Consider the following 26,563-nt stretch of genomic DNA (forward strand, 5'->3'; position numbering starts at 1 on the left):
AAAGATGTTATCACGAACAATATTTTAATACAAACAAAGAAATTTTCATACTTCATAAAATGAAACTATTTAACTTCGTTTATAACAAAATCGACCGCACCTCTATTTGTATCGAATATATTTGAAGCAGCATTGCATGCTGTTAAATATTTATCTCGATTTTCCAGCATTGAAACAAGTTCATCTGCCAATTCTTTTTGAGTGTAGACAATTTTTGCAGCACCCATATTTATTAAAAGTTTATAAACATCTTTAAAATTAAAGACATTAGGACCTGATATAACAGGTTTTCCCCATATATTTGCTTCCAACGGGTTATGACCACCCGTTTTAGAGAAGCTTCCACCGATAAAAGCGAGATGAGCAAGCGAGAAGAAATTAGAAAGCTCGCCCATTGTATCAAGCATGATAATATCGCAATCTGAGAACTTGGCGTCTTCAGAACGTTTTCCGTATTTTAAATTTGTATTTTTTAGCAATTCTTCAACTTGAGCATATCTCTGAGGGTGTCGAGGGGCTATGAGCAATTTAAGGTCTTGATATTTTTCTTTCGCCTTTATGAATGCAGAAATAGCGATTTCATCCTCTCCGGAATGGGTACTTGCCGCAACAAAAATACGTTGACCGGAAAGATTAAGCCCATAAGCCAAACGAGTAACTTCAGCAGCCGACAAGGTAGGATGGATATCATATTTCAAGTTGCCCATGACTTTTACTTTTGAAGAGTCCGCTCCGATATCAATAATTCGTTGAGCATCAGAAGGCGATTGCATCAACAATTGAGCATAATTTGACAAAATATTTTTGAACAAAAAACGGAATTTGCGATAACCTTTATATGAATTAGGCGAAATCCTTCCGTTTGCGATATATACATTAATACTTTTTTTATGAGCGTTATGAACAAAACATGGCCAGATTTCTGTTTCTGCTATGACTATATTTTTCGGATTATAAGTATTAAAAAAAGAATTAACACTAAATGAAAAATCGTATGGGAAATATGTGATTTTATCCACAATTTTTTCCAACTTTTTATGTGCAACCTCTTGCCCTGTCTTGGTTGTAGTTGTCAAAATAATAGTAGAATCAGGGTGTACAACTCGATATTTTTTTACTAATGTTTCAATTGCATTGACTTCTCCAACTGAAACAGCATGAAAAACTATCGAATTTTCGTTCTTTTGCTTTTCTTCTGAAATACCATACAAGCTATACGCTCCAAGCTTCTTTAAAAAACCTGCCCTAAATTTTGGTTGCACAAAAAATGCTATCAAAATAATAGGTGAGCAAAGCCCAGCAATAATAGGTAAAATTAAATTGTACAAAAAATACATAACTAATCCTGTTTTTTTAATCCACAACACTTTTTATATTTTTTTCCACTTCCACATGGACACAAATCGTTTCTTCCAATTTTTTCACGAGTAACAGGAGTATGATTTTCCTCTAGGTCACTATCATCTTCTTCATTATAAGAAAAACTTTCTGCAGCTCGTGACAAATCTGTTTCTATAACTTCTTCATCATTTTGATTTATTATTTGAACGCCGAATTTTGTTCTGAACAAATGTCTTACTGTTTCACTTTGAATTTCAAACATCATTTTATTAAACAAATCATAGGCTTCCTTTTTATATTCAATAAGCGGGTCTTTTTGCCCGTATGCTCTTAGCCCTATACCATCTCTAAGCATATCAATATTATGCAAGTGATCAATCCATTTATTATCAATAATTCTCAACAACAAATCTCTTTCGACATTACGCATAACGTTATCCGTAGAAAAAGCCACTTGTTTTTCATTGTTTGGCTCATATTGAGAAAGGATTTCATTATAAAAATCGACGGTTTTGACTTCTTGTTCACGATATGCCTCAATAGCAAATTCTTTGATTTTATCAAAAATATCTTCATATCTTAGACCTTGAACATCTTTTACATCGACATAGGATAACTGAGGCATCATAGAATGAAGCTCTCTAACCATGCCTTGCATATCTTCAAAGACATATTCTTCCGGATTCATACCTGGAGCTATATAACTTTTTAGAATTCTATCGACTTCACACTCAATCATATAAGCGATATCAACTGAAAGATTTCCTCCGGCTAAAACCTTTCTACGTTGGCTGTAAAATTTTTCACGCTGAACATTCATGACGTCGTCGTATTCAAGGACATGTTTTCTGATGTCAAAGTGGTAAGTTTCAACTTTCTTTTGAGAGCTTTGAATTTGTCTTGTAATCAAAGGTGATTCTATCGCCATATCATCTTCAACATTCAAAGAATCCATAAGACTTATAACATGTTGACCACCAAAAATACGCATCAAATTATCTTCTAAAGACAAGAAAAATCGAGTAGAACCCGGGTCTCCTTGACGAGCAGCACGACCACGTAATTGGTTATCAATTCTTCGGGACTCATGCCTTTCAGTACCGATTACGTGCAAACCACCAATCTCAACAACTTTTTTATGTTCAGTTTCTGTAATTTTTCTTGCTTCTTCTAACACTTTTTCTTTTATTGCTTCGTAATCAGGATTATCCTGAGAAATTTTCATTTCTTCAAGCTTTTCCTTAGCCAAAAATTCAGAATTACCACCCAAAAGAATATCTGTACCACGCCCTGCCATATTTGTAGCAATCGTAACAGCACCTACACGCCCTGCTTGAGCAATAATAGACGCTTCCTTTTCATGGTGTTTTGCATTCAATATATTATGTTTTATGCCTTTTTTTATCAAAAGGTGAGAAATTAACTCAGATTTTTCGATACTGACAGTACCAACAAGAACCGGACGTCCAAGCTTATTCATCTCAATTATTTCGTCAACAACAGAGATATATTTTTGTTTTTCTGACTTATAAATAACATCAGGAAGATTTTTTCTTATATCTTTTTTATTTGTAGGAATAGTTGTAACTTCCAAATTATAGATTTTGCCGAATTCAGCTTCTTCCGTCATCGCTGTACCAGTCATACCGGATAATTTAGGGTACAATCTGAACAAATTTTGGAATGTAATACTAGCCAAGGTTTGAGTTTCATCTTGAATTTGCAGATTTTCTTTAGCCTCAATAGCTTGATGCAATCCATCAGACCATCTACGCCCTTCCATTATACGTCCTGTAAACTCATCAACTATAAGGACTTCGCCGTTTTTAACAACATAATCAGTATCCGGGACATACAATTCCTTTGCCTTTAAAGCTTGCAACAAATGATGTGCGTATTGATTATGTACGTCAAACAAATCTTCAATATTTAATAGCTCTTGAGCCTTATCAATACCTTCTTCTGTCAAGATAACGTTTTTGTTTTTCTCATCAACTTCATAGTCCGCATCTTTTTTCAACAACGGAGCAATTTTTGCCATAGTTCTATATAATTCAGCTGACTTTTCCAAACGCCCACTGATTATCAACGGCGTTCTGGCTTCATCAATTAAGATACTGTCGACTTCATCGATTATGGCATAATTAACAGGTCTTTGAACTTGCTGTTCAATACTGCCTGACATATTATCACGCAAATAATCAAAACCGAATTCGTTATTTGTACCATATGTAATATCGCATGCGTATGCTGCTTTTTTCTTTTCAAAATCAAAATCCGACCTGTCAGCCATGACAACTCCGACGGTCAAGCCTAAAAATTTAAAAATACGTCCCATCCACTCCGAGTCACGTTTTGCTAAATAATCATTGACGGTAACGATATGCACACCTTTACCGGTCAAAGCATTCAAATAAGCCGGCAACGTAGCAACCAATGTTTTACCTTCACCGGTTCTCATCTCTGCAATATGACCTTCGTGCAAGAAAATACCACCAATAAGTTGGACGTCGAAATGCCTCATATTCAGAACTCTTTTACCTGCCTCTCGGACAGTCGCAAAAGCTTCCGGCAAAATCTTGTCTAAAGCTTCTTTTTCTAATGCTTTATCTTTCTTTTTATCTTCTGATGTTTCTCTTTTTGAAAGGATTTCTTTAAATTCTTGTGTTTTAGCTTTTAATTCATCATCTGATAAAACTGAAAACTCAGGCTCTAAAGCATTTATATGGTCAATTGTAGGCATGACTTTTTTAACTTTTTTCTCATTAGGATCGCCTAGCAATTTAAGTAACAAATTTATCATAATTGTGTATTTCCCCAGTCTAATACCCCAAAAAACGGGCAATAATATTCTCGCACAAATTTTACCACATAAATAAAAAATTAATAATTAATTAACAATTAATCCTTGCAAGCTAAACATGCTTTTCGCATAATTAAGAAGAAGGAGAAATTATGCAAAATTTTAATTTTATAAATTATTTAACTTCATTTGATTACAAAGCAGTTATTTTTTCACCGCCATCTATAATAATAATTAGAGTTATAATATTTTTAGCAATTTTAAAACTTATCCACATCATTGTTGATAAATTTACCAACAAATTGTTATCAAAAACACAAGATATAGAACATATCAAGCAAATACACACAGTCATGACGATTATAAAATCAATTCTTGATGTTTTCTTATTCATAATGTTTTTTATGGCTCTTTTGACACGACTAGGCGTTGATATCAGACCTTTTCTTACTGCGGCAGGGATTTTGGGTATCGCAGTAGGCTTCGGTGCTAAAAGATTTATCGAAGACATCATAAGCGGCATGATTATATTGTTTGAAGGGCAAATCAGAGTCGGTGACGTAATTGAAATCACTGACAAAATCGGTGTTGTCGAAAAAATGAACCTCAAAATGGTGGTTTTAAGAGACCTTGAAGGCAAAGTTCACTTCGTAAGAAACGGCATGATTGATATTGTCACCAATCTAACAAGAGATTATTCATACAGCATTGGGGTAATCGGAGTTGCCTACAAAGAAAAAGTGGATTTTGTCATAGAAACATTACAAAAAACATTTGAAGAAAATCTAATGACAGAACCAGATATAGCTGACAAAATATTAGAGCCGATTCAAATATTCGGTATTGAATCCTTTGGCGACAACGCCATAAATATCAAATACAGGATAAAAACTAAGCCAATGTTTCAATGGCTAGTCGGTTACGAATTTAAACGACTTATAAAAAACAAATTTGATGAAATAGGTATCGAAATTCCATTCCCGCAAAGAAATCTCACAATATCATCAGTGGACATGAGCAAGCTTAATAAAAATTCATAAATTGAAGTCCTTAGATGCCCGCATTTTCTAATCTTTAAAATAATTCACAAAACTGTTTACATAATTGTAAATATTTATTAAAATAATATCTGTAAATAGCAATTTTTTACTTTACGACACTTATTACTATTGCGTAAAGTAAATTGAAAAGTGGGGTAACACAATGAACGTATCAGGAATTAATAATTGCACACCATTAAAACCACAAGCTTTCTGCGGTAACTACTGGGAAGACCAAGAAGGTGCAAAAAACTCTATTAGTCAATTTAAAGACTTTATGGACGTGGTTCCTCAACAAGAAAATAATGCAGCTAAAAACTTTTTATCAATTGTCGGCATAGGTTTGACAAGTGCTATCACTGCCGGTTTCTTGGCTAAAAAAGGTATGAAATTATTCCCCGCTATCGGAGAATCTATAACTAAAACTATAGAAAAAGCAAATTCTAAAGAACATGTCGCTAAAAAAGCTCCTAAATTCATTCAAGATATTGCTGCAAAAATTAACCCCGACGGAAAAATCGCTAAAGCAATCGATTTTGCAAAAAAAGGCGTAGGCGATATTAAAAAAGCTGCTTTCTCCGGATATGACAAATTTGCTAAATTCGGACTTGGTGACACTGCAAAAACTACTGGCGAAGTTGCCGCTAACGGTATCGTAAACGGTGTTGCCGTTGTTTCTGGTGCTACAGCTATGCACTCAGCATTGAAAGATAAAAATGAAAACGGCGTTGCTGACAGATTTGAACAATCTGCTCAACAAGCTATCAAAGCAATTTCTTTAGCTGATGTTCAAGATGTTATCGGCTAAATATTGTTTCTAAAATAATAAGTAATAAGTAAAAAAGGACTTCACTAGAAGTCCTTTTTATTGTTTATAATTATTAATAGCACTAAAAAAAGAGAGCATTGCCCTCTTTTTTTATATAGATTAAATCAACTATACAGCTTTAAATTCAACATTAAGTTGTTCAGAAGTAGCATAATTCATTTGAACATTTGCAACTTCTGTTGCGTATGTTTTTTTATCAACTGCAACTTCAAATTTTGCTGATGGATTTTTTTTGTATGTATTAGCAAAATCTCTTGCATTAAGTTGGATAGAAACAGATTCCATATCTTTTCCGTAAATAGTACCTGTCAAAAATCCTTCGCTTCTCAATTGTCTAGGGTTTTTATCCATATTTCTTTTTTCAGCTGTCAATTTAAGTGTATCAGTCATATTGTTCTCCTTTAAATTAATTTTAATCTTATTTATTAATTATAATATAAACACAAAAATATGGTAAAATAAAATCGTTATGCAAAAAAATATTAACGTAAAAATCGCAAATAAAAATAATATAGCTTCTGAATTGAAATCAATCAATTATGATAAGGAATATCTTGAGGTTGGAGCTAAAAAGTTTCAAAATCATACTTTTAAAATATTTTCACTAAAACCTGCTGAAGCTAATATCTTAAAACAACTCTGCTTGTCATTAGGGTTCGATTGTGCAGTGAGCCGAGATACGATAACTTGCAAATGCGAAACGACAGATTGCGTATTGAATGCAACAAAATCTCAATTGGATAAATTGATTAAGAAATTAGCACTACAACCTTTTAGGCTAAAAGAATTGTCAATAATTTTAAAAGACAAGCTCACGCAAACTCTTACTCCAATTAGGCTAAAAAGAAGCAGAGAACTGTCTTTTTCAGAACCAATTCTTATGGGAATACTGAATGTTACACCTGACTCATTTTCTGATGGTGGCTGCTACAATTCACCACAAAAAGCCTTGGAGCATGCTCTAAAACTAATCAAGAATGGGGCTCAAATTATAGATATCGGTGGCGAATCAACCAAACCGGGGGCTATGGAAATAACTCAAGAAGAAGAAACAAAACGGGTTATCCCTGCGATAAAAGCAATCAGGACAATAGATAAAGATATCATAATCAGTGTCGATACAAGAAATTTTGAAACAGCTAAAGCGTCTATAGAAGCAGGTGCAGATATCGTCAACGATGTTTCGGCTCTTGAACATGACCTTAATTTGAAAGATTATGTTTGCCAAAATAATATACCGACTATAATTATGCATTCAAACAAAGTTCCGGCTCAAAGCAGCATAAAAACCGAAAATGCGACAGTTGATATTGTTGAGGAAATTTATTTTGACCTAAATAAAAAAGTTAACGACTTAATAGAAAAAGGTTTAGATAAATCCAATATAATTATTGACCCGGGCATCGGATTTGGTAAATCCATCGATGACAGCTATGAAATCATAAAAAGAATCAATGAATTTTCGTCAATCGGTTGCCCTATTTTAATGGGAATTTCAAGAAAATCATTCATCTCAAAAAAATTCAATATATCAAACGAAGAACTTGACGAAGCGACAATTGCCATTGATATGTTCTTATTCTCGCAAGGAGCAAATATTATAAGAGCTCATGAAATAGCTAAGCATAAGAATTGTTTAAATGTTTTAAAAATGGTTTTCTGATTTATTTTGAATTATCCGCACTAATAGTCTTTTTATTTTGTTTAGATGCTTTTTTCATAACATTTTCAAAGACTTCATCAAACTCCTCAATCGGAGAAAATGAATAGCCACACTCTGGGGCTAAAATCGCACCCATTGTAAAAATCTGCTCCGATGGGTATCTTCTGCAAATCCCGGGTCTTTTGTCGTGAATTGTGCAAATTTTGTTTTCTTTATCAAATTTAGTGCACTCAAAAACCAGACCCAAGTCATCTTCATCAATAATGTTCAAATACGTATAAAACGGGTGAAGATGTTTTAGCTTTTCAAATTCTTCTTTTGTATCAATAACAGATTTTTTGTGACGAACATATATTCTTTGGCAGCAAATGCCGCAACATGCACATTTTCCATGCCTGTAATAGGTTCTTTTTAGTATATATTTATAGATTATTTTTTTGATATTTTTGATAATCGTAAACATTCATCTTTTTTTCTTCTGATAACAGCGATAATTTGCGTATTATCTTGTGCATATCCCAAAATTTTATCACAAAGATTTATAGCGGCATCATAATTTGAATCTTTCATCAGCTTGGTAACCATTAGTTGCATAGAAGATATGACTCTCAATTCAGGATGTAAAAAGTCGTGCATTTTTTTTAAACATGATTCGATTTTTTGTTTATTTGATTTGGTTAAAACCAAGGAGTGCTGATATTCAATATTTGCCATCAAAAAATTACTCTCTTGTTCATATTTTTTAGCCAGATTAAAATGATAATCAGAATAATTAGAATCTTTTGTATAAACAATAACACCGAGGTTTAAAAGCTTCTGTTTAATAATTTCGGGGGACAATGCAGTTTGCGACTGACTAGACATCAAAGTATAATAATAAGCATAAGCATAGCTTGGTTTGTTAAGTTTTTCATACGCTAAAGGCATCATACCGATATAAACAGGGTTAAAATCCGAAACAATATAAGCATCAGACCAACAATCGATAGAACCTTGATAATCATTCATCATAAAAAGCATGTTGCCGACAAGATATTGTATTTTGGGCTGCAAAGGATAATTTTTTATTGAAGTTAAATAGCACTCCAAAGCCTTGTCATAATGCTTAGCATTGTAGTATCTAGTACCTATTTGATTATTTTTAGATGCAATATTTCTAAGTTTTGAAACCATTGAGTGGATTTGTTCATATATTGAAAAAGTTTTTTTTGAAGAATAAGTCACTATTTTTTGGTAATATTGAACAGCTTGAATTCGTAATTCTAATTTAGAATAAGCAGATGCAAGATTAAGGAGCAAAGACGAATCGTCAACGACCAAAGTATTAGCAGCCGTCCAAAGCAAAATTGCTTTATGGACATCACCTTCTTGATAATACATATTCCCCAAAGCAATATAAGGGTGGGGCGTAGTTACGGGAAGCTCAATAGCTTTTTCATAATAGACTTTTGCTTTTTGCAAATCGCCCATTTTTTTATAACAATTACCAATACAAGTAAAAGGCAGAGAGTTTTTAGCGACCTCCACTATTTCTAAAAAAGAAGCTAAAGCTGCAGCATTATCACCATTATCAAAAAGAGCAATTGCCGCTATCAATTTTTTTTATGTTCAGGAGAAAGAACAATTTGTTCTCCCTGCCTACTATTTTCAGTCTCTTCCATTATTGTCCGATTAAGTCATTTAAGAATTTATTATTATTAAACAAAGAATTGATAATTTCATTGTCATCAAATTGAATATCACCTGATGCAATTTTTTCTGCAACCTGACTGTTATGAGAATTGTTTTCAGGGTCAGAAATAGCCAACTTTGTAAACTTCTTAATATCCAAGTCTTTTTCGTAGAGCTTGAAAGCATTTTGCGAAATATCAAGCTCATCAACAAGAAGATTCTTATCAATTTTCTCAAAAGGATTACTTTTGCCGAGAATACCGGTTTTATCCATCCCGGTTGTTTGAGAAACTTGCTGTTTTTGTAAATCTGTACTATTGTTTATACCGTTTAGCATCTCTACTCCTCACATATACATTATTACTGATTTTTGCAAGAAATCCATAAACCCAATGATGTATTTAAATAGACCATGTGGTCAATTTTCGTCTTTTTAGTGTAGAATTGAATTGAATAGTTTTTATTAAAAAACAAATCGAGAACGAAAGAGGAGAAAAATGGAACATATTAATACAATGCTTGCTACTTTAGGCATTTTTATAGAACATGTGATAAGTCACTTCGGACCTGCAGGAATTGCGTTTTTAATGGCTATAGAATCTTGCAACATACCACTCCCTAGCGAAGCAATATTACCTTTTGCGGGTTATTTAGTTTCTAAAGGAATAATGACAATTCATACAGCTGCTTTTGCAGGTGCAATAGGTTGCGTAATTGGTTCCATACCCTCATATTATCTCGGATACTTCGGAGGAAGACCTTTTATCGAAAAATACGGCAAATGGTTTTTAATCAGCAAAAAAGACTTGGATATAGCAGACAAATGGGCAGACAAATGGGGAGAACCAGCATTTTTCCTCTGCAGAATGCTTCCCGTTATAAGAACTTTTATCTCACTTCCTGCGGGCATTTTAAGAGCAAGAAAAAGAACATTTTTTACATATACATTCTTAGGTTCATTGGTTTGGAGCTATGTACTTGTTTTTGCAGGATTAAAACTCGGCGAGCACAGCGAAATGCTTAAAGCTGTTTGGCACAAATTCGATATCGCAATCGTTGTAATATGTGCGGTTCTGTTTGTATTATATATATGGCACCACTTCAAAAACTTGCAAGAGTCATAAAAGATATTATTCAAACATTTGTGATAAAGGTTGCAGCGTTATATTAGCGACTTATAACCAATAATTCATCATTAGTTTGGGGAGTCCTCCAATAAAAAGTAAACAATTGTAAACAATCTAGCAACAAATTTTTTGTTAGCGTTATTATATCAACGTTGTTTATTATAGGAGAGACTGAAAATGAGAGTAACATCCATTGGCAGCGTATTTTGTGCACCAAAAACTCAAGGTATCCAAAAAACGCAAAGTAACAATTTACAATTTATTTCAACTGTTTCAAAAGCAGATCAAGTATCCTTTTCAGGTAATTATCAAGTTAAACCTGTTAATGTCGATATAGATACAGCAGAATTCGTAGCAAACAGTTTATCTACATCAACATCTGGACACAGAGCTCCTTATGGCTCTGAAAAATTCAGCAAAGATGTTGTCCAACTTTTAACTCTTGGCGTTGCTAAATACGCTAAAGACGTAGCTAAAGAGCAAGACAAGAAACCTGTTGTACTAATAGGTGGCGACACAAGACAAGCTTCTAAAGAATGCTTGCCAATGGTTAAAGACACTCTATTAGGACAAGGCGTTGACGTATTATATATTGACAAGCCCGTTCCGACACCATTACATGCATTAGCAACAAAAGACAACGACATTGATGTTGCCATTCTTATGACAGCAAGTCACAACCCTTGGGCTGACGGCGGATACAACTTGGTTACTAAAGCAGGTGCAATTGCTCCACCAGAAGTTACAAAAGAAGTAGCTAAAAACATGGTTCAAATTGCTAAAGAAGGCACATTTGTTGAAAATAAGGCGTCTAAAGCTAAGGCTACAAAAATGTTCCCTTATGAAGAATATAAAAATACTTTAAACAGCTATGGCATTATCGATTGGGACAACATAAAAAAATCAAATATTTCAATCCACTATGACCCGCTAAGAGGTACCGGCGAAAACGCTTTGCCTAAACTTTTAGCTGATTACAATATCCCTATGGAAAAAGTTCACTCAGGCGAAAAAGAAGGTCCAAACCCGACAGGTGCAAACCTTACAGAAATGAAAGCTGATATTTTAAGAGATAAAGCAAATTTGAAAATCGGAATAGCAAACGATGGCGATGCTGACAGATTTGGCGTTGTCGATGAAAACGGCAAGTTCATTGAGCCAAATGATGTAATCTTACTAACAGCTCATCACCTTGCAAATAACAAAGGCAAAAAAGGTGATATTATCAGAAGTCAAGCTACATCTTCTCAACTTGACATTTTCGCAAAAAATAACGGAGTAGACGTAATCGAAACCCCCGTAGGCTTTAAATATATAGGTGAAGATATCATTGACCTTAGAAAAAAAGGTGGCGATATTTTGGTTGCAGGTGAAGAATCAGGAGGCTTGACAGTCAACAAGCATATCCCTGAAAAAGACGGAGTACTAGCTGTTTTAACAATGCTTGACCTTGTAGCAACCGAAGGAAAACCAATATCTCAAATCCTATCAGATGTAAAAAAAGACCTCGGCGTAAGCTTCCAAGCTGACAGCTTTAGCAAAAAACTTGAAAAAGAAGAAGATAAAGCCGTCATAATGAACAGAATGAATGATATTTATAATGACGCACTTGATGGCAAAACAAGCTTTGGCGACTATGAAATTGATGTAGATAGAACAAAAGCACATCAAGACAGCATGGAATCATATAAAAAAGGTGGCGACGGTGTAAAATTATATTTTACAAACGGTGACTCTGTTCTAGTAAGAAAAAGCGGCACTGAACCAAAAGTAAAAGCATATATAGAATGCATTGGCGACACCGACGAACAAACCTCTAAAGACAAATCCGCACTCAGAAAAGAGCTTGATGAAGTCTTTACAATATAAAAAAACTACATAAAACAAACTAAATAACTACACCAAAAGTTCAACGCTTCAGAGACACTTTTCTTTGAAGCGTTACTTATTAAAAAAGGAGAAAAAATGTTAAATATCAACTGCATCCATAATATACCTACTTCCATACGCCCTCTACCTACTGAAGCAAAAGAACAAACAAATCCTATTGCAAATCAAGCTCGTTCATTGGATAATACAGTTAAGGTTCCAAATTGGGCATATAGAGGAGTAACATTTATGCAAAACACTATGCAAAACGACGTAACAACTAAAGTCGGTTCAACTAATTTATCAAAATACGCTGAAATGGGCGAAAATGCGGTTCAAGATGTAAAATCAAGAGCCGGTAAAAAAGGGCAATTTTTGAATTGGATTGGGAAACTTCCTGAAAACCAATTACAAAATATTGACTCTCTTTATGACTTGGCAAATGAAGCAAAAGAAGGTAAATATACTGATATTGCTGTTCTCGGTATAGGCGGTTCTCGCCATACTACTGAAGCTATGATGAAAATGCTTGGTAAAGATTCAAACGTTCACTTCTATTCTTCAGTTGACCCAGAATCTTTCAAAAGATTTGCAAACACTTTGGATTTAGACAAAACTAATTTTTTAGTAGTTTCTAAATCAGGTGGCACTCTAGAAACGACAACCGCTTACAATGAAGCTAAAAAACTTATGCAAGAACACCTAGGCAAAGAAGATGTTTCTGATAGATTTATAGCAATGACTGACGTTTCAAGCGAAAAAAGCAACTTAAGAAGAATTGTTGACTCCGGTGAAATCAAACTTTCAGGCTTGGTTCATGACGATGTCGGCGGTCGTTTCTCAATCTTTGATGACGCTACTATCTTCACAATGGCTTACGCTGGAGTTTCAAAGGAAAACACTATAAAAATGCTAAAATCATCACTTGAAGCTCAAAAAGAATTTTTAAACCCTGAAATCAACGAAAACCAAGCTCTACAACTTGCAGCTTTCAATGTAAATTCTAAAAATGCAGGCAAAAACAAACAATTTGTAGAATATTTCGGTGACGCATTCCAAGGTACAACCTTGTGGGAAAAACAGCTTAAAAATGAATCTTTAAAAGCTAATATTTCAACTGACACAAATGTTGGACCAGGATACCTCCACTACAACGCAGAAGCTGACCTTGATGAAGCTAACAAGGATTCTTTCTTCACTTTTGTTTATGCTAAACCGCAAGATAAAACAACTAGTGCTGTTTTAGAAGGTGTTTTGGCTGCTTATTCAGCTCAACACCCTGTTTCACAAATAGTTTTGAAAGACTTTAGTCCTGAATCTATAGCAAGATTTATTGAATTAAAACATTTTGAAACTTTATATACAGGAAATATCCTAAGACAACAAAAAGGTAATGTTACTCCTGCAGAAGAAGCTATGCCTGAAGTTCTTCAACCAAATGTTGAAAAATACAAAAAAGAAGTAAAAAAAGCTATGCAAAAATAAATAATTTTGAAACTTTTTAACAACTAAAACAAACAGGGGCAAGTAAAATTGCCTCTGTTTGTTGCCATTACTAATTGCCAATATTTAAATGCGATGTCTGTTTCAGCCGCAGGGGCTGCTTCTTGCGTAGTTAATAACAAAGAAACTTCAAACGGACAAAAAATAGTGCAAATTACTGTATTTAATATTATCAGGAGACTTTTTCATTAAAATATTTTTCCCATAAATAAGCCTCTTTTTTAGAGAATTTTTTACGCTCAAATTCAAAATAATCATTTGGACGATATGGTCTTCGTAAAAGCTTCATGTGGGCTTCTTTCGGTGTTCTATCGGCTTTATGCTGATTACATTCTTTACAGCAGGCGACAATATTTTCCCAAATATCCGGTCCAAATCTTGATTTTGGAAAAACATGGTCAAGAGTAAGTTCTGACGCAGGAAGTCTTTTGCCACAATATTGACACGTATAATCATCACGAATAAAAATATTCTCTCTACTAAAAGGCAGTTCCAAACATGGAACCGCCAAATCATAAGTTAATCGAATTACTTTTGGGATATAAGTATTGTCTATTTGGATATAGTCATCAATATTATCGAGCAATTTTGAATATTCAGCCTTGCCCTTGATAATCAAGACCAATGCCCGCTTCCAGCTCGTAAGATTAAGCGGTTCATCGTCTGAATTTAACAACAATACCTTTGACATAGCCTGCTCATTTTCTTCTACACTTGTAGTATTCCACATTTTAATTAGATTTAAACATTCATGCTATTATGACTGTATGATAAACGTATTTTCTATATATCTCATTTTCTTAAAGTTGGGACTACAGCTTATCGGAGGCGGGTACGTGATTTTGCCGATGCTGAAAGATGAATTTGTTACACAACATAAAATACTAAAAGAAACTGAAATGATAGATTATGTAACCTTAAGTCAATGCCTCCCCGGACTAATTTCAATAAATGTTTCTATCTTGATAGGATACAAATTAAAGGGGCTAAAAGGTGCTATTGCTGCAATTTTAGGAGTTATCACTTCACCTTTTTTAATAATAATATTTTTAGCAAACATAATTTTATACCACTCAAATAATGTTCTTATTCAAAATATATTTTGGGGCGTTAGGATTTCTGTTGTTATTTTGCTGTTTATGACAGTTGCGGACTTATTCAAACCAAGTACAAAAGGTGTATTCGGGAAAATAATGTTTTTAGCTGTGACAATCGTAATGCTAACCAAAGTTTCACCTGCATTAGTGGTTGTTACTGCAGGGTTAATTGGTTGGCTATATACAAAAAACAGAAGCAAAAAGGCTAATTTATGATAAAAACATGCTTTTTACTTTTTTTTGAATATTTCAAAATCGGCTTGCTATCTATCGGTGGAGGATACGCAACAATCCCTTTTCTTTATTATTTAGCAGAGCATTATCCTTGGTTTTCACCGGCAGAGCTAACAAATATGATTGCAGTTGCAAACATAACCCCGGGGCCTATTGGCTTAAACATGGCAACCTACGCAGGCTTCAGCACTGCCGGTTTTATCGGTAGTTGTATAGCAACACTTGGTCTTGTACTTCCCTCTTTGTTAATAGTAACAACCGTAGCAAAATTAATGAAACAAGATAATATTTGCGAAAAAATCAATCGCTTGTTCACAGGATTACGACCAACAGCTTGTGCGATGATTACAGCTGTCGGACTAAAAATGTTATACCAATTAATGATAAATACCTCAACAAAAGAGATTGACACAAAAACACTAGTAGCCTTTATAATTATTTTTATCATCTCTTTTACAAAAGCAAACAAGCCTATTTTTATAATACTTTTCGGCGGAATATTAGGAATTATAATTAAAAGTTTTTAGTTGCATTGTTTACAAAACTTCACGAAAAAAGTTTATTTAGTAAATTTCTGATAAGAAAATTTTTTTATATAAATACGGTAGGTTAGTTAAAAATCCAAATAGAAATTTGGTGGAGGTTAGTTATGACAACAGCAGTAAATTCTGTAGGCAATTATGCTTACGATTCAACTCAAGATTACTTTGGTTTGAACTCAGGTACTTCAACAGCAACAAGTACATCATCACTTTACAACAGTTCAAACATCTGGGGCACAAACAGTGCTTATGGTTACAATAATCCGTATTTGGCTTATAACAACAAAATGGGTGCACAAAATCTGGCAATTCAAGACCAATGTGCAGCTATAGCAACAGTCGTAGGCGGTGGACAAGAAGATGAAATTTTAGAAGAATTCAATGAACTTGTCACTACATTGAAATCTCAAGACCAATATTCTCAATGTTCTGACCAAGAATTAAAAGCAGTAGCAAGAAATATATTCCAAAACACAACTGGTGTATCTCTTAATGAAGCTATTAACAAAAACTGCTCAGGTAGCTTTATGACGGGATTAAAAAATGCAATTAATCCATTCGGAGATGACAAAACAAGTAAAGACGATTTAATATCTGAAATCAACGGAACTAAGAAGAAAAAAGGTGCTAACGAAGCAAAAGTTGTAGGCTCAGCAATTGGTATTGCAGGTGCAGCTGCAGCAGGAGCAGGCATAGGATTTGCCGTAGGCGGTCCGATTGGTGCAGCAATCGGCGGTGCAATCGGAGGAGTCGGCTCTTTCTTGAAATCATTGTTCTAAATCAATTTTAACAACTAACCAAATAACTAACCAAAACTATACCTAGCAAATTTAAAATGGGCTTTAACAGCCCATTTTTTTTAATTTTTATTTTTATTTTGAAGTTGCTCTCGTATTTCTTGAATTTCATATTTCATACGGTTTAATTGGCATGTAACAGGGTCAGGAATTCTGTTGTGCATAAGTTGACCTTGAATAAAGACTTTTTGATGCACAATACGTCCCGGAATACCAACAACAGTGCAATCATCAGGAACATCATCAATAACAACAGAGCCTGCACCGATTCTTGAGTTTGAGCCGATAGTTATATTTCCGAGGACTTTTGCTCCCGAGCCTACCACAACATTGTCACAAACCGTCGGGTGACGTTTTCCGTGTTCTTTGCCTGTACCGCCCAAAGTAGCTCCCTGATACAAAAGAACATCATCACCAATTATAGCAGTTTCACCAATTACAACTCCCATTCCGTGATCAATAAAAAAACGTCTTCCGATTGTAGCAGCAGGGTGAATTTCAATTCCCGTAAAAAACCTTGAAACAAAAGATATAAAACGTGGAATAAATGGAATGTTCCAATAATTCAGTTTATGAGCAATCCTATGAGCAATAAGAGCATGAAGCCCGGGATAGCATAAAATAACCTCTAGTATATTAGTTGCTGCAGGGTCTTTTTCATAAATAGTCTTAATATCTTCTTTTATTTGGGTAATTGCTTTTTTCAAAAGTCTCATTTTTAATCCTTAAATAACGGTGTTGACAAATATCTTTCGCCAAAATCCGGCAAAATTGCAACGATAAATTTACCTTTATACTCATCCAGTTTTGCAAGTTCAAGTGCAGCATACATTGCAGCACCTGAAGAAATACCAGTCAAAATGCCTTCTTTTTTTGCAAGATTTTTAGCAGTTTCTATGGCTTTTTCAGTAGGAACATCAAAAATCTCATCTACAAACTCTGATTTATAATTTTCAGGCACAAAATTTGCACCAATACCTTGAATTCCGTGAGAACCAGCGTGTCCATGGGAAAGAAGAGGACTTTCTTTTGGCTCGACGCCAACTGAATAAACATTTTCCTTGAGCTCTTTTAGACGTTTTGCAGTTCCTGTTATAGTGCCACCAGAGCCTATACCGGCAATCACGACATCAACTTTACCATCTGTATCTTTCCAAATTTCTTCTGCTGTTGTCAACTCATGAATTTGTGGATTATATTTATTTGTAAATTGCGAAGGAATAAAGCTGTTTTGATATTCTTTCGAAAGTTCAATCGCTTTATCAACAGCACCCTGCATGCCTGCCGTAGCTGGCGTCAAAACGAGCTCCGCACCATAACCTTTAAGCATTTTTTTTCTTTCTTCGCTCATGCTTTCGGGCATGGTCAAAATCATTTTGAGTCCTTTTTGAGCTGCACACATTGCAAGCCCGATACCAGTGTTTCCGCTTGTAGGTTCGATAACGACTGTATCTTTATTGACAAGACCTTCTTTTTGAGCCATCTCTAGCATATATTTTGCAGCTCTATCTTTTAGAGAATTCGAGGGGTTAAAATACTCCAATTTCGCTAAGATTGTGGCGTTGCCATGATTTATATTATTAATCTTAACAAGTGGTGTATTACCGACTAATTCAGTAATATTTTCGTATATTTTCACTTATTGCACAGCTTTCATATATTTTCTTTTACCTACTTGAACGACAACAGGAAGCTTGTCCAAAGTCAAAACGTGTTTGACATCAGTACATTTTTCGCCGTCTAATTTTATTGCATTTGAAGCAAATAATCTCTTTGCCTCACCTCTGCTTGGTGCCAAATTATTATCTGAAATAAAATCCAAAAGCGGTATATCTTGAGTCAATTTAATTTCAGGGATATCTTCGGGGATACCTTTATTTTGGACCACATTTACGAACTCATTTTGAGCGTTATCAGCAGCTACATCATCATGATACATTGATGTAATCAAATGTGCCAGTTTCATTTTTATATCACGAGGATTTTGCGTTTTTAAATTTTCTTCAACTATACGTAAATCAGAATTTGAGATATCAGTTAAAAGGGCATAATATTTAGCAATCAACTCATCAGGAATAGACATAAGCTTTCCGTACATATTTTTTGCATCATCAGTCAAGCTTATGCAATGTTCAGGATAAGATTTTGACATTTTCTTTTCGCCGTCTGTACCTTCGAGCAATGGTAACAAAATTACCATTTGAGGGTCTTTTTTGCCGTATGCATATTGAATTTCACGACCCAAAAGTACGTTAAATCTTTGGTCAGTACCACCAAGCTCAATATCTGCATCAATCGCAACTGAATCATAAGCCTGCATTAAAGGATAGAAAAATTCATGGATTGATATAGGTCGCCCCTCTGCATATCTTTTGGCAAAGTCATCACGTGCCATAATTTGAGCAACCGTAACTTTTGACGATAGTTGAATAATATCTAACAAATTCAATTTATGTAGCCAATCAGCATTGTTTACGACCTCTGATTTTGAGATATCAACAACTTTTGACATTTGATCAAAATAAGTTTTAGAATTGACTTCAACTTCCTCTTTTGACAAACTCGGTCTTGTATCAGATTTCCCAGACGGGTCACCAATCATAGCAGTAGCACCACCAACGAGTAAAACGACCTTGTGTCCCATTTCTTGGAACTGTTTAATTTTTCTCATAACCACGGTATGTCCCAAATGCAAATCCGGTCTTGACGGGTCCATACCCAGTTTTATTCTTAAAGGTCGATTTTCATCGTGTGCTTTTTGTAATTTCATAGCAAGCTCGTTCACGCCACCGGGCAATACTTCAGCACCACGAGCCAAACGCACGGCTTGGTCTAAAAATTCTTCTCTTATAACAATTTTTTCTTCTGTTTCAGTCATTTTAATTCCTTTATACTAACATCTGCAAAAGTCGTTCTGTGTCTTTGTCACCACGACCTGAAATATTTACAACAATAATATCATCTTTAGACGTATTCGGCATTAATTTTTCCAAATACGCAACGGCATGTGAAGATTCAATCGCGGGGATTATACCTTCTAATCGAGAAAGACGGGCAAAAGCCTCGACAGCCTCATCATCATTTATAGGACAATACTGAGCCCTACCGATGTCATGCAAATAGCAATGTTCGGGTCCGCATCCGGGGTAATCAAGTCCTGCTGAAATACTATATGACTCTTTGACATTCCCAGCGTCATCTACTAAAACATATTGACGTTTGCCGTGCAAAATCATCTTTTTACCTGCTGTAATACTTGCAGCTGTTTTACCTGTTTCAACGCCTTCGCCACCTGCTTCAAGACCTATCAGCTTAACATTCTCATCTTCTAAAAAGGCATAGAAAGCACCAATTGCATTGGAGCCACCGCCGATACAAGCCAAGACATAGTCAGGAAGTCTATTTTCTTTTTCGAGAATTTGACTTTTGATTTCAGCACCAACAATTGATTGAAAATTTCTTACAATTTTCGGATACGGGTGAGGCCCGACAGCAGAGCCAAGGATATAAAAAACTTCATCAGCATGTCTTAACCAATAATCGATAGCAGCGTCACAAGCATCGGACAATGTTTTCGCCCCTGTATCAACTGAATGAACTTTTGCACCTAATAATTTCATTCTTTCGACATTTAAGTATTGACGTTTAATATCAGTTTCGCCCATAAAAATTATGCACTCAAGCCCCAATAAAGCAGCTATTGTAGCAGTAGCAACACCATGTTGCCCTGCACCTGTTTCAGCGATAACTTTCTTAGCTCCCATACGTTTAGCCAACAAGCCTTGTCCGATAACATTATTTATTTTATGGGCACCTGTATGATTGAGATCCTCACGTTTTAAATATATTTTGCCTTTACCATAATGGTCAGAAAGACGTTTCGCATAATAAAGAGGAGTTGGTCTACCTGAATAATCTTGCATCATTGCATATACTTCGCTCATGAAAGATTCATCAGCCCATGCCTTCTCGAACTCATCATTCAATTTTGTAAGAACAGGTTTGAAATTGTCAGGAACAAACGCTCCTCCAAATTCACCAAAAAATCCGTCTTTATCGGGAAGATTGTAATTCTTGTGTTGAACAAACATATTTTTCTCTTTCTATTACTTTTATTTTTATTTCTATAACATTTTTATACGAAAAAAGAGCCGACCCACAAGCCGACTCTCTAAAATTAATTTTTATCAACAGTTATACTAATTTAACTTTTGTTGCAGTACCTTTTTTAGAAATATCGACTTTGCCTTCTCTAGCTAGCCAACCAAGACCCATTTCAGCAAAGTTTGCCTTTAAGTCAAGATCCTTTTTCATTTTTGCCAAAGAAACTTCACCGTTTGAGCTTAAATATTCCCAAATTTGTCCTGCAGATTGTCCTATCATTTCCATCATAATGCCTCCTTCGTGTATCAAAATAAGTCTAGTTAAAATTAAAATTTGTATTTAGTTTATAATTTAATATATAATACAAATTGACTAAATTGTAAAGGGGGCTATATGGCTAAAACACTAAAAGGACAGGCATGGGTTTATAAAGACAACGTTGACACTGATGTAATTATTCCCGCAAGATACCTTAACACTTCGGATGCAAAGGAACTTGCTAAATACTGTATGGAAGATATAGACAAAACGTTTGCACAAAACGTAAAACAAGGCGACATTATGGTTGCAGGCGAAAATTTTGGTTGCGGAAGCTCAAGAGAGCATGCCCCGATTTCAATTAAGACAGCCGGCATCTCTGTTATTATCGCTAAAACATTTGCCAGAATCTTTTTCAGAAATGCAATAAACATAGGTTTACCAATTTTAGAGCATCCTACATTACCTGATGAAGTTAAAAAAGGTGACGAGATAGAAGTGGATTTATCTCAAGGTATCGTTAAAAACCTTTCCAGCGGAAAAGAATATACATGTGCTAAATTTCCACCTGCTATCCAAGATTTAATCAACAAAGGCGGACTTATAAACTACACTAAAGACAAAATGGGAGTTTAAATATAATGAAAGAATATAAAATCGCTCTATTACCGGGTGACGGCATTGGTCCTGAAATTATGGACGAAGCAGTTAAAGTTTTAGCAGCTATAGAAAAAAAATTCGACTATAAATTTGAATACAAAAAAGCTTTAATCGGTGGCTGTGCATACGAAAAATACGGAAATCCTTTGCCGACAGAAACTTTAGACATAGCAAAAGATTCTGATGCGGTATTTTTAGGTGCAGTAGGAGACTGGAAATATGACACATTACCTCCTGAAGTTCGACCGGAAAAAGCTCTTTTGGGCATAAGAAAAGGCTTGAACTTGTTTGCAAATCTTCGTCCGGCAACCGTGTATCCTGAGCTGGTTTCATCATCACCTTTGAAGCCTGCCATAGTTTCAGGCGTTGACATCATGATTGTTAGAGAATTAACCGGCGATGTCTATTTTGGAGAACCCAAAGGTGTCGAGGTTATTAACGGCGAAAAAACAGGCTACAACAACATGATTTACAAAGAATCTGAAGTCAGAAGAATTGCCAAAATCGCATTTGAGACAGCAATGAAAAGAAACAAAAAATTGTGCTCAGTAGACAAAGCAAACGTCCTTGATGTATCAAGATTGTGGAGAGAAATAGTTCTTGAAGTTGCTAAAGACTACCCCGAAGTCGAACTATCACACATGTACGTAGATAACGCTGCAATGCAATTAATCAGAGACCCAAAACAATTTGATGTTATTGTAACAGGTAACATTTTTGGCGATATTCTATCAGATGAAGCTTCTATGCTATCAGGCTCTTTAGGGCTTTTACCAAGTGCTTCTTTAGCAGAAGAAGGTCCGGGCATGTACGAACCTATCCACGGTTCAGCACCTGATTTAAGAGGGCAAGATGTTGTAAACCCGATTGCAACAATACTCTCAGCAGCCATGATGCTAAAATACAGTTTCAACGACGATAAAGCCCATGACACAATCGTAAAAGCTGTAAAGACAACCCTTCAAGAAGGTTACAGAACAAAAGACATTTTCTCTGAAGGCATGACGTTAGTCGGGACAAAAGAAATGGGTGACATCATTGCAGCACATACACTCGAAGCCTAATTAATAACTCTAAAGAATTAGCAAAAAATAGCTATAAACTATACTCTATAACCATTCTTTAGACCAGTGAAAACATCTTAAAAATACTTTAATATATGAATGTAGATCGATAGACAATAGTCCAAACACTTATTCGGGGTTGCGATAAAGATTTATTCTTTTTCAAGGTTTGGTGAGACTATCGGTCTATTTCTTTGTTTATACATATTTTTATAAAAGTCGAATAGCATTTCACCTCGCTTATTCGGCTTATTAATTTTTTGTCTTTTATATGGTAATATATAGAGTGAAAAATATTATTTACAGAGGTTAATATGAAAAAAAAGTTTGATATACGTTTTTTAATCGTCAGTTTTATCATTACAGCAGGGGCAGCATTTGCTATCAGTTATGCACCGTTAAACGCTTCTACGCCTGCGACTAAAGCACCTGTTGAAGTAACCGCTACTCAGCAAAATCAAATAATTGCAGTAAGTCCACTCGAAATTGTAGCTTCACCAAACAAATACCTAAACAAAAATGTTAAGTTTGAGGCAACTTTTGATAAATTTTCAACACTTGGTTTAGACTACAAAAAAGCAATGCGTTCTTCTCAAAATTATATAGGTATGCTAATAAAACGTGACAACATAACTGACCATACAGTGCCTCTTTCTGAAATGAAATTGTTTATGAAACGCACTGACGCTGAAAAATATATTGACCTTGAATCAGGTGACAAAGTATCTATTACAGCAAAAGTTTTTTCATCAGCTTTGGGCGACCCTTGGTTGGAAATCAATCAATTTACTGTTTTAACACAAAAAGCAAAAAAAGATAAAAAATAATTAAATTTATTGACTGTTTAGGAGTTGAAGATGGGATCTAATAAAAAATACTTAACAATACACGGGCACTTTTATCAACCACCAAGAGAAAATCCTTGGCTTGAAACTATCGAAATGCAAGATAGTGCTCAACCTTTTCACGACTGGAATTCAAGAATAGCGTGCGAATGCTATACTCCAAATTCGGTTTCAAAAATTGTCGATTACAAAAACCAGATATTAGATATTGTCAACAATTATTCATTAATGAGCTTCAACTTCGGACCTACATTAATGTCATGGCTTGAGAAATACACACCGTACACATATGAAAGAATTATTCAGGCTGATGTCCAAAGCAGCTATGAAAATTCAGGTCACGGAAATGCAATTGCTCAAGTTTACAACCACATAATTATGCCTTTAGCAAATTATAGGGACAAAGTTACTCAGGTTAAATGGGGCATTAAAGATTTTCAATATAGATTCGGGAGAATGCCTGAAGGCATGTGGCTGGCTGAAACAGCATGCGACGATGAAACTTTAGAAGTTTTAGTCGACTGCGGAATAAAATTCACCATACTTTCGCCTTACCAAGCTCAAAAATGCCGAAAAATCGGTTCTAAAGATTGGATTGACGTGAGTTGGGGAAATATTGACCCGGCTAAACCGTACAGATATTTTATAAAAAATAATCCTGAAAAATATATCGATTTATTTTTCTATGACGGTGCAATCTCAAAATCTGTTGCATTTGACGAATTATGCACCGATGGCAACAAATTCATCTCAAGATTAAAAGACGGCGTTTCTTATTCAAGAGAATATAACCAGCTCGTACATATTGCCACCGATGGCGAAAGCTATGGACACCACACAAAATTCGGCGACATGGCTCTTGCTTATATCTTAAGAATTCGAGCAAAAGACGAAGGCTTTACTATTACCAATTACGCAAACTACTTGGATTCAGAACCTGTATTAGACGAAGTTGTCGTTAAACCTGTGTCGTCTTGGAGCTGTGCTCATGGAGTCGGAAGATGGTGTGATGACTGCGGTTGCTCAACAGGTGGAGCCGTGGGTTGGAATCAAAAATGGAGAAAACCGCTTAGAGAAGCTCTTGATTATTTGAGAGATGAAATCATTTCAATCTTTGAAGCAGAAGCACCTAAATACTTTAAAGATGGCTGGAAAGCTAGAACAGCATACATTGACGTCATTTTAAACAGAAACGACAACACTGTTAAAACATTCTTTGAAAAACAATGTAAACCTAACCTTGAAAACAATGACAAAGTTAAAGCATTAAAATTGATGGAAATTCAACGCCAAGCTTTATTAATGTACACCAGTTGCGGTTGGTTTTTCTCTGAACTTTCAGGGATTGAAACCACTCAAATAATGAAATATGCGGCAAGGGCAATTCAGCTTACTGCTGATTTTTCAGATATTAACATTGAAGAAAATTTCCTTAATATATTACAAAAAGCTGAAAGCAACATAAAAGAGTTCGGAAACGGCAGAAACATTTACAAAATGTTTGTTAAACCTTCAATTGTTACGACAAAGCAAATTGCAAGTTTGTGGGCACTTTTATCTTTATATCAAGATTTTGACAAAACAGAAAATCTTTATTGCTACGAAGTAACCCAACACGCTTATAAGCATGTTACACGTGGAACAACAAATCTCGTCATGGGAAGAATTGAGATAAAATCAAAAGTTACCTATGAAAAATCAGACTTAATTTTCACTCTTTTACAACACTCTGAAGGTGATTTCCACTGTGCTATCAAGGAATATGGCGACACCGCTGAATGCAACAAAATCGCAAAAGAATTAATTGAAATATACTTAGGCGGTTCTATTACTGAAACTATCAGATATATTGACGAGCACTTCGGGCGTGATTTCTATACATTAAAAGACATTTTCATCGAAGAACGCAGAGATGTTTTAAACAAAATGATAAAGAAAAAATTGGCTCGTTTTTCAAATATATACAAAGACGTCTACAACCAAGGAAAAGGCTCTATCGTTCAGCTTAGAGCTTTGGGGCTTGAGGTTCCTCAAGAATTTAAACTTGCAGCACAATATGTACTGTCCCAATCTTTCAATTCTTTATTCGTAAACTCTCCTCAAATTACAGACAGCGTAATTCAAAAAGCTCTCGAAATTAACAGCGAAGCCCGATATCTCGGTTTACAACTGGATAAAGAAGAAACAAGTAAATTCTTCTCTCAAGAAGTTTCCAATCGTGTGTTCAACTTTGCAAAAACTCTTGACGCTCACAAGCTTGAAAAAGCACTTGAGATTTTCAAATACATTGATACTATAGAAATTAAAGTCGACATTGCTGAAGCTCAAAATGTTTATTTCAAAAGGATTTTCAGCAAATTCTCATCTATTATAGAAAAGATTGCAAAAGAAAATGAAATTGAAGCTAACAGAGCAAGACTGCTTGCCGTTTTAAGACTCGGTGAATATTTGAATATAAACACTGACTTTTATAAAACAGCTTTACTCAAAATCACGGCAAAATCTGTTTAAGCTCTTGTAACAATTTGTTTACCTGTTGTTCAAGTTTGGCTAAATCACCATTGTTGTCAATGACAAAATCGGAAGCAAGAATTTTATCCTCTTGAGAAATTTGCGACTCTAGCCTTTTTCGTGCATAATCTTCTGAAAAACTATTGCGGGCAATAAGGCGTTGCAACCTTGTATTATAATCAGCAACAATAAGCACAACGTAATCAAACATAGTATTAAAGCCAGTTTCAAAAAGCTGAGGAATAGAAACAAAGGCAAAGTCTTTTTCTGATTGAGAATCAAAATAATTGTCCATTTGTTTTTTTATTTTTGGGTGAATAATTGCTTCAAGACCTTCCAGTTTATCAGAATCATTAAAAACTATTTTGCCGATTTTTTCTCGGGACAAAGAACCTTGAGAGGTATAAATATCTTGTCCAGCAAAAAGCTCGGTAATTTCCATCATCGTATCATTATCATGGCTCATCAATTTGTGTGAGGTTTTGTCTGTATCCATAACCGAATAGCCCTGTTGCAACAATATTTTTTCAACTGAAGACTTACCAGATGCAATATTTCCCGTAATGCCGATTTTTAACATAATTTCCACCTAAAGATTTTAATGA

General features: G+C 34.9%; 26 protein-coding genes. 13 read left to right on the top strand and 13 right to left on the bottom strand.

Translation table 11 applies throughout. The features are described from left to right. Positions 1 to 65 precede the first annotated feature (65 nt). Positions 66 to 1,337 carry a 3-deoxy-D-manno-octulosonic acid transferase gene (locus PHV37_05655; protein ID MDD3237566.1) on the bottom strand — a complete coding sequence of 424 codons (1,272 nt, stop codon included), beginning with the start codon at positions 1,335 to 1,337 and terminating at the stop codon, positions 66 to 68. Between the two features lie 2 nt (positions 1,338 to 1,339). Continuing rightward, entirely contained in the window at positions 1,340 to 4,144 is a 2,805-nt protein-coding gene (gene secA / locus PHV37_05660; protein ID MDD3237567.1) for a preprotein translocase subunit SecA, read from the bottom strand. A 152-nt stretch (positions 4,145 to 4,296) separates the two neighbouring features. On the opposite strand from secA, the gene PHV37_05665 reads away from it, so the two are divergent. Continuing rightward, positions 4,297 to 5,184: a mechanosensitive ion channel family protein gene (locus tag PHV37_05665; GenBank protein ID MDD3237568.1), complete on the top strand. Its 888-nt coding sequence runs from the start codon at positions 4,297 to 4,299 to the stop codon at positions 5,182 to 5,184. A gap of 163 nt (positions 5,185 to 5,347) precedes the next feature. Then, complete coding sequence (locus PHV37_05670; GenBank protein ID MDD3237569.1) at positions 5,348 to 5,992, top strand: hypothetical protein; 645 nt, start codon at positions 5,348 to 5,350, stop codon at positions 5,990 to 5,992. 129 nt (positions 5,993 to 6,121) lie between these two features. Here the strand turns inward: PHV37_05670 and PHV37_05675 are convergent, their stop codons facing one another. Beyond that, positions 6,122 to 6,403, bottom strand: a complete 282-nt coding sequence (locus PHV37_05675; GenBank protein MDD3237570.1) for a hypothetical protein — start codon at positions 6,401 to 6,403, stop codon at positions 6,122 to 6,124. Positions 6,404 to 6,482: 79 nt separating this feature from the next. Between PHV37_05675 and folP the strand changes: the two genes are divergently transcribed. After that, positions 6,483 to 7,676: a dihydropteroate synthase gene (folP, locus tag PHV37_05680; GenBank protein MDD3237571.1), complete on the top strand. Its 1,194-nt coding sequence runs from the start codon at positions 6,483 to 6,485 to the stop codon at positions 7,674 to 7,676. 1 nt (position 7,677) lies between these two features. On the opposite strand, the gene PHV37_05685 is transcribed toward folP, so the two are convergent. The 3 genes from PHV37_05685 to PHV37_05695 all read right to left on the bottom strand — a co-directional run bounded on the left by PHV37_05685 (position 7,678) and on the right by PHV37_05695 (position 9,684). Further along, positions 7,678 to 8,139 carry a YkgJ family cysteine cluster protein gene (locus PHV37_05685; protein ID MDD3237572.1) on the bottom strand — a complete coding sequence of 154 codons (462 nt, stop codon included), beginning with the start codon at positions 8,137 to 8,139 and terminating at the stop codon, positions 7,678 to 7,680. Beyond that, on the bottom strand, positions 8,106 to 9,272 hold the full coding sequence (locus PHV37_05690) for a tetratricopeptide repeat protein (GenBank protein ID MDD3237573.1): 1,167 nt from the start codon (positions 9,270 to 9,272) through the stop codon (positions 8,106 to 8,108). Before PHV37_05690 ends, PHV37_05685 begins: the two co-directional genes overlap by 34 nt. 64 nt (positions 9,273 to 9,336) lie before the next feature. Further along, complete coding sequence (locus tag PHV37_05695; GenBank protein ID MDD3237574.1) at positions 9,337 to 9,684, bottom strand: hypothetical protein; 348 nt, start codon at positions 9,682 to 9,684, stop codon at positions 9,337 to 9,339. Between the two features lie 160 nt (positions 9,685 to 9,844). On the opposite strand from PHV37_05695, the gene PHV37_05700 reads away from it, so the two are divergent. From PHV37_05700 to PHV37_05710, 3 genes are all read left to right on the top strand, one after another. After that, complete coding sequence (locus PHV37_05700; protein ID MDD3237575.1) at positions 9,845 to 10,471, top strand: DedA family protein; 627 nt, start codon at positions 9,845 to 9,847, stop codon at positions 10,469 to 10,471. Between the two features lie 180 nt (positions 10,472 to 10,651). Beyond that, positions 10,652 to 12,343, top strand: a complete 1,692-nt coding sequence (locus PHV37_05705) for a hypothetical protein (protein MDD3237576.1) — start codon at positions 10,652 to 10,654, stop codon at positions 12,341 to 12,343. A gap of 96 nt (positions 12,344 to 12,439) precedes the next feature. Next, positions 12,440 to 13,828 carry a hypothetical protein gene (locus PHV37_05710; GenBank protein MDD3237577.1) on the top strand — a complete coding sequence of 463 codons (1,389 nt, stop codon included), beginning with the start codon at positions 12,440 to 12,442 and terminating at the stop codon, positions 13,826 to 13,828. 190 nt (positions 13,829 to 14,018) lie between these two features. Here the strand turns inward: PHV37_05710 and PHV37_05715 are convergent, their stop codons facing one another. After that, positions 14,019 to 14,576 carry an HNH endonuclease gene (locus tag PHV37_05715; protein MDD3237578.1) on the bottom strand — a complete coding sequence of 186 codons (558 nt, stop codon included), beginning with the start codon at positions 14,574 to 14,576 and terminating at the stop codon, positions 14,019 to 14,021. Positions 14,577 to 14,613: 37 nt separating this feature from the next. Between PHV37_05715 and PHV37_05720 the strand changes: the two genes are divergently transcribed. From PHV37_05720 to PHV37_05730, 3 genes are all read left to right on the top strand, one after another. Next, positions 14,614 to 15,159 (top strand): chromate transporter, encoded by a 546-nt coding sequence (locus PHV37_05720; GenBank protein ID MDD3237579.1) that lies wholly within the window; start codon positions 14,614 to 14,616, stop codon positions 15,157 to 15,159. Further along, a complete protein-coding gene (locus PHV37_05725; GenBank protein MDD3237580.1) occupies positions 15,156 to 15,704 on the top strand; it encodes a chromate transporter in 549 nt (182 codons plus the stop codon). Before PHV37_05720 ends, PHV37_05725 begins: the two co-directional genes overlap by 4 nt. Before the next feature lie 122 nt (positions 15,705 to 15,826). Further along, entirely contained in the window at positions 15,827 to 16,498 is a 672-nt protein-coding gene (locus tag PHV37_05730; GenBank protein MDD3237581.1) for a hypothetical protein, read from the top strand. A gap of 80 nt (positions 16,499 to 16,578) precedes the next feature. Here PHV37_05730 and cysE read toward each other — a convergent pair whose 3' ends face one another. From cysE to PHV37_05755, 5 genes are all read right to left on the bottom strand, one after another. Then, positions 16,579 to 17,232: a serine O-acetyltransferase gene (cysE, locus tag PHV37_05735; GenBank protein MDD3237582.1), complete on the bottom strand. Its 654-nt coding sequence runs from the start codon at positions 17,230 to 17,232 to the stop codon at positions 16,579 to 16,581. Between the two features lie 2 nt (positions 17,233 to 17,234). Further along, entirely contained in the window at positions 17,235 to 18,155 is a 921-nt protein-coding gene (cysK, locus tag PHV37_05740) for a cysteine synthase A (GenBank protein ID MDD3237583.1), read from the bottom strand. Next, positions 18,156 to 19,394: a tyrosine--tRNA ligase gene (gene tyrS, locus PHV37_05745; GenBank protein MDD3237584.1), complete on the bottom strand. Its 1,239-nt coding sequence runs from the start codon at positions 19,392 to 19,394 to the stop codon at positions 18,156 to 18,158. Positions 19,395 to 19,404: 10 nt separating this feature from the next. Continuing rightward, complete coding sequence (trpB, locus tag PHV37_05750; GenBank protein MDD3237585.1) at positions 19,405 to 20,607, bottom strand: tryptophan synthase subunit beta; 1,203 nt, start codon at positions 20,605 to 20,607, stop codon at positions 19,405 to 19,407. A gap of 103 nt (positions 20,608 to 20,710) precedes the next feature. Then, positions 20,711 to 20,908, bottom strand: coding sequence for a winged helix-turn-helix domain-containing protein (locus PHV37_05755; GenBank protein MDD3237586.1), 198 nt, complete (start codon positions 20,906 to 20,908; stop codon positions 20,711 to 20,713). Between the two features lie 105 nt (positions 20,909 to 21,013). Here PHV37_05755 and leuD point away from each other — a divergent pair, with 105 nt between their 5' ends. The 4 genes from leuD to PHV37_05775 all read left to right on the top strand — a co-directional run bounded on the left by leuD (position 21,014) and on the right by PHV37_05775 (position 25,958). Next, entirely contained in the window at positions 21,014 to 21,514 is a 501-nt protein-coding gene (gene leuD / locus PHV37_05760) for a 3-isopropylmalate dehydratase small subunit (GenBank protein MDD3237587.1), read from the top strand. 5 nt (positions 21,515 to 21,519) lie between these two features. After that, positions 21,520 to 22,602: a 3-isopropylmalate dehydrogenase gene (leuB, locus tag PHV37_05765; protein MDD3237588.1), complete on the top strand. Its 1,083-nt coding sequence runs from the start codon at positions 21,520 to 21,522 to the stop codon at positions 22,600 to 22,602. Positions 22,603 to 22,916: 314 nt separating this feature from the next. Further along, positions 22,917 to 23,429: a hypothetical protein gene (locus PHV37_05770; protein ID MDD3237589.1), complete on the top strand. Its 513-nt coding sequence runs from the start codon at positions 22,917 to 22,919 to the stop codon at positions 23,427 to 23,429. 30 nt (positions 23,430 to 23,459) lie between these two features. Then, positions 23,460 to 25,958, top strand: coding sequence for a DUF3536 domain-containing protein (locus PHV37_05775; protein MDD3237590.1), 2,499 nt, complete (start codon positions 23,460 to 23,462; stop codon positions 25,956 to 25,958). On the opposite strand, the gene coaE is transcribed toward PHV37_05775, so the two are convergent. Further along, positions 25,939 to 26,538 carry a dephospho-CoA kinase gene (gene coaE, locus PHV37_05780; GenBank protein ID MDD3237591.1) on the bottom strand — a complete coding sequence of 200 codons (600 nt, stop codon included), beginning with the start codon at positions 26,536 to 26,538 and terminating at the stop codon, positions 25,939 to 25,941. The genes PHV37_05775 and coaE overlap by 20 nt on opposite strands. Positions 26,539 to 26,563: the final 25 nt, after the last annotated feature.

It is taken from the genome of Candidatus Gastranaerophilales bacterium (genome assembly GCA_028693235.1).
Classification (GTDB): Bacteria; Cyanobacteriota; Vampirovibrionia; order Gastranaerophilales; family Gastranaerophilaceae; genus JAQUVW01.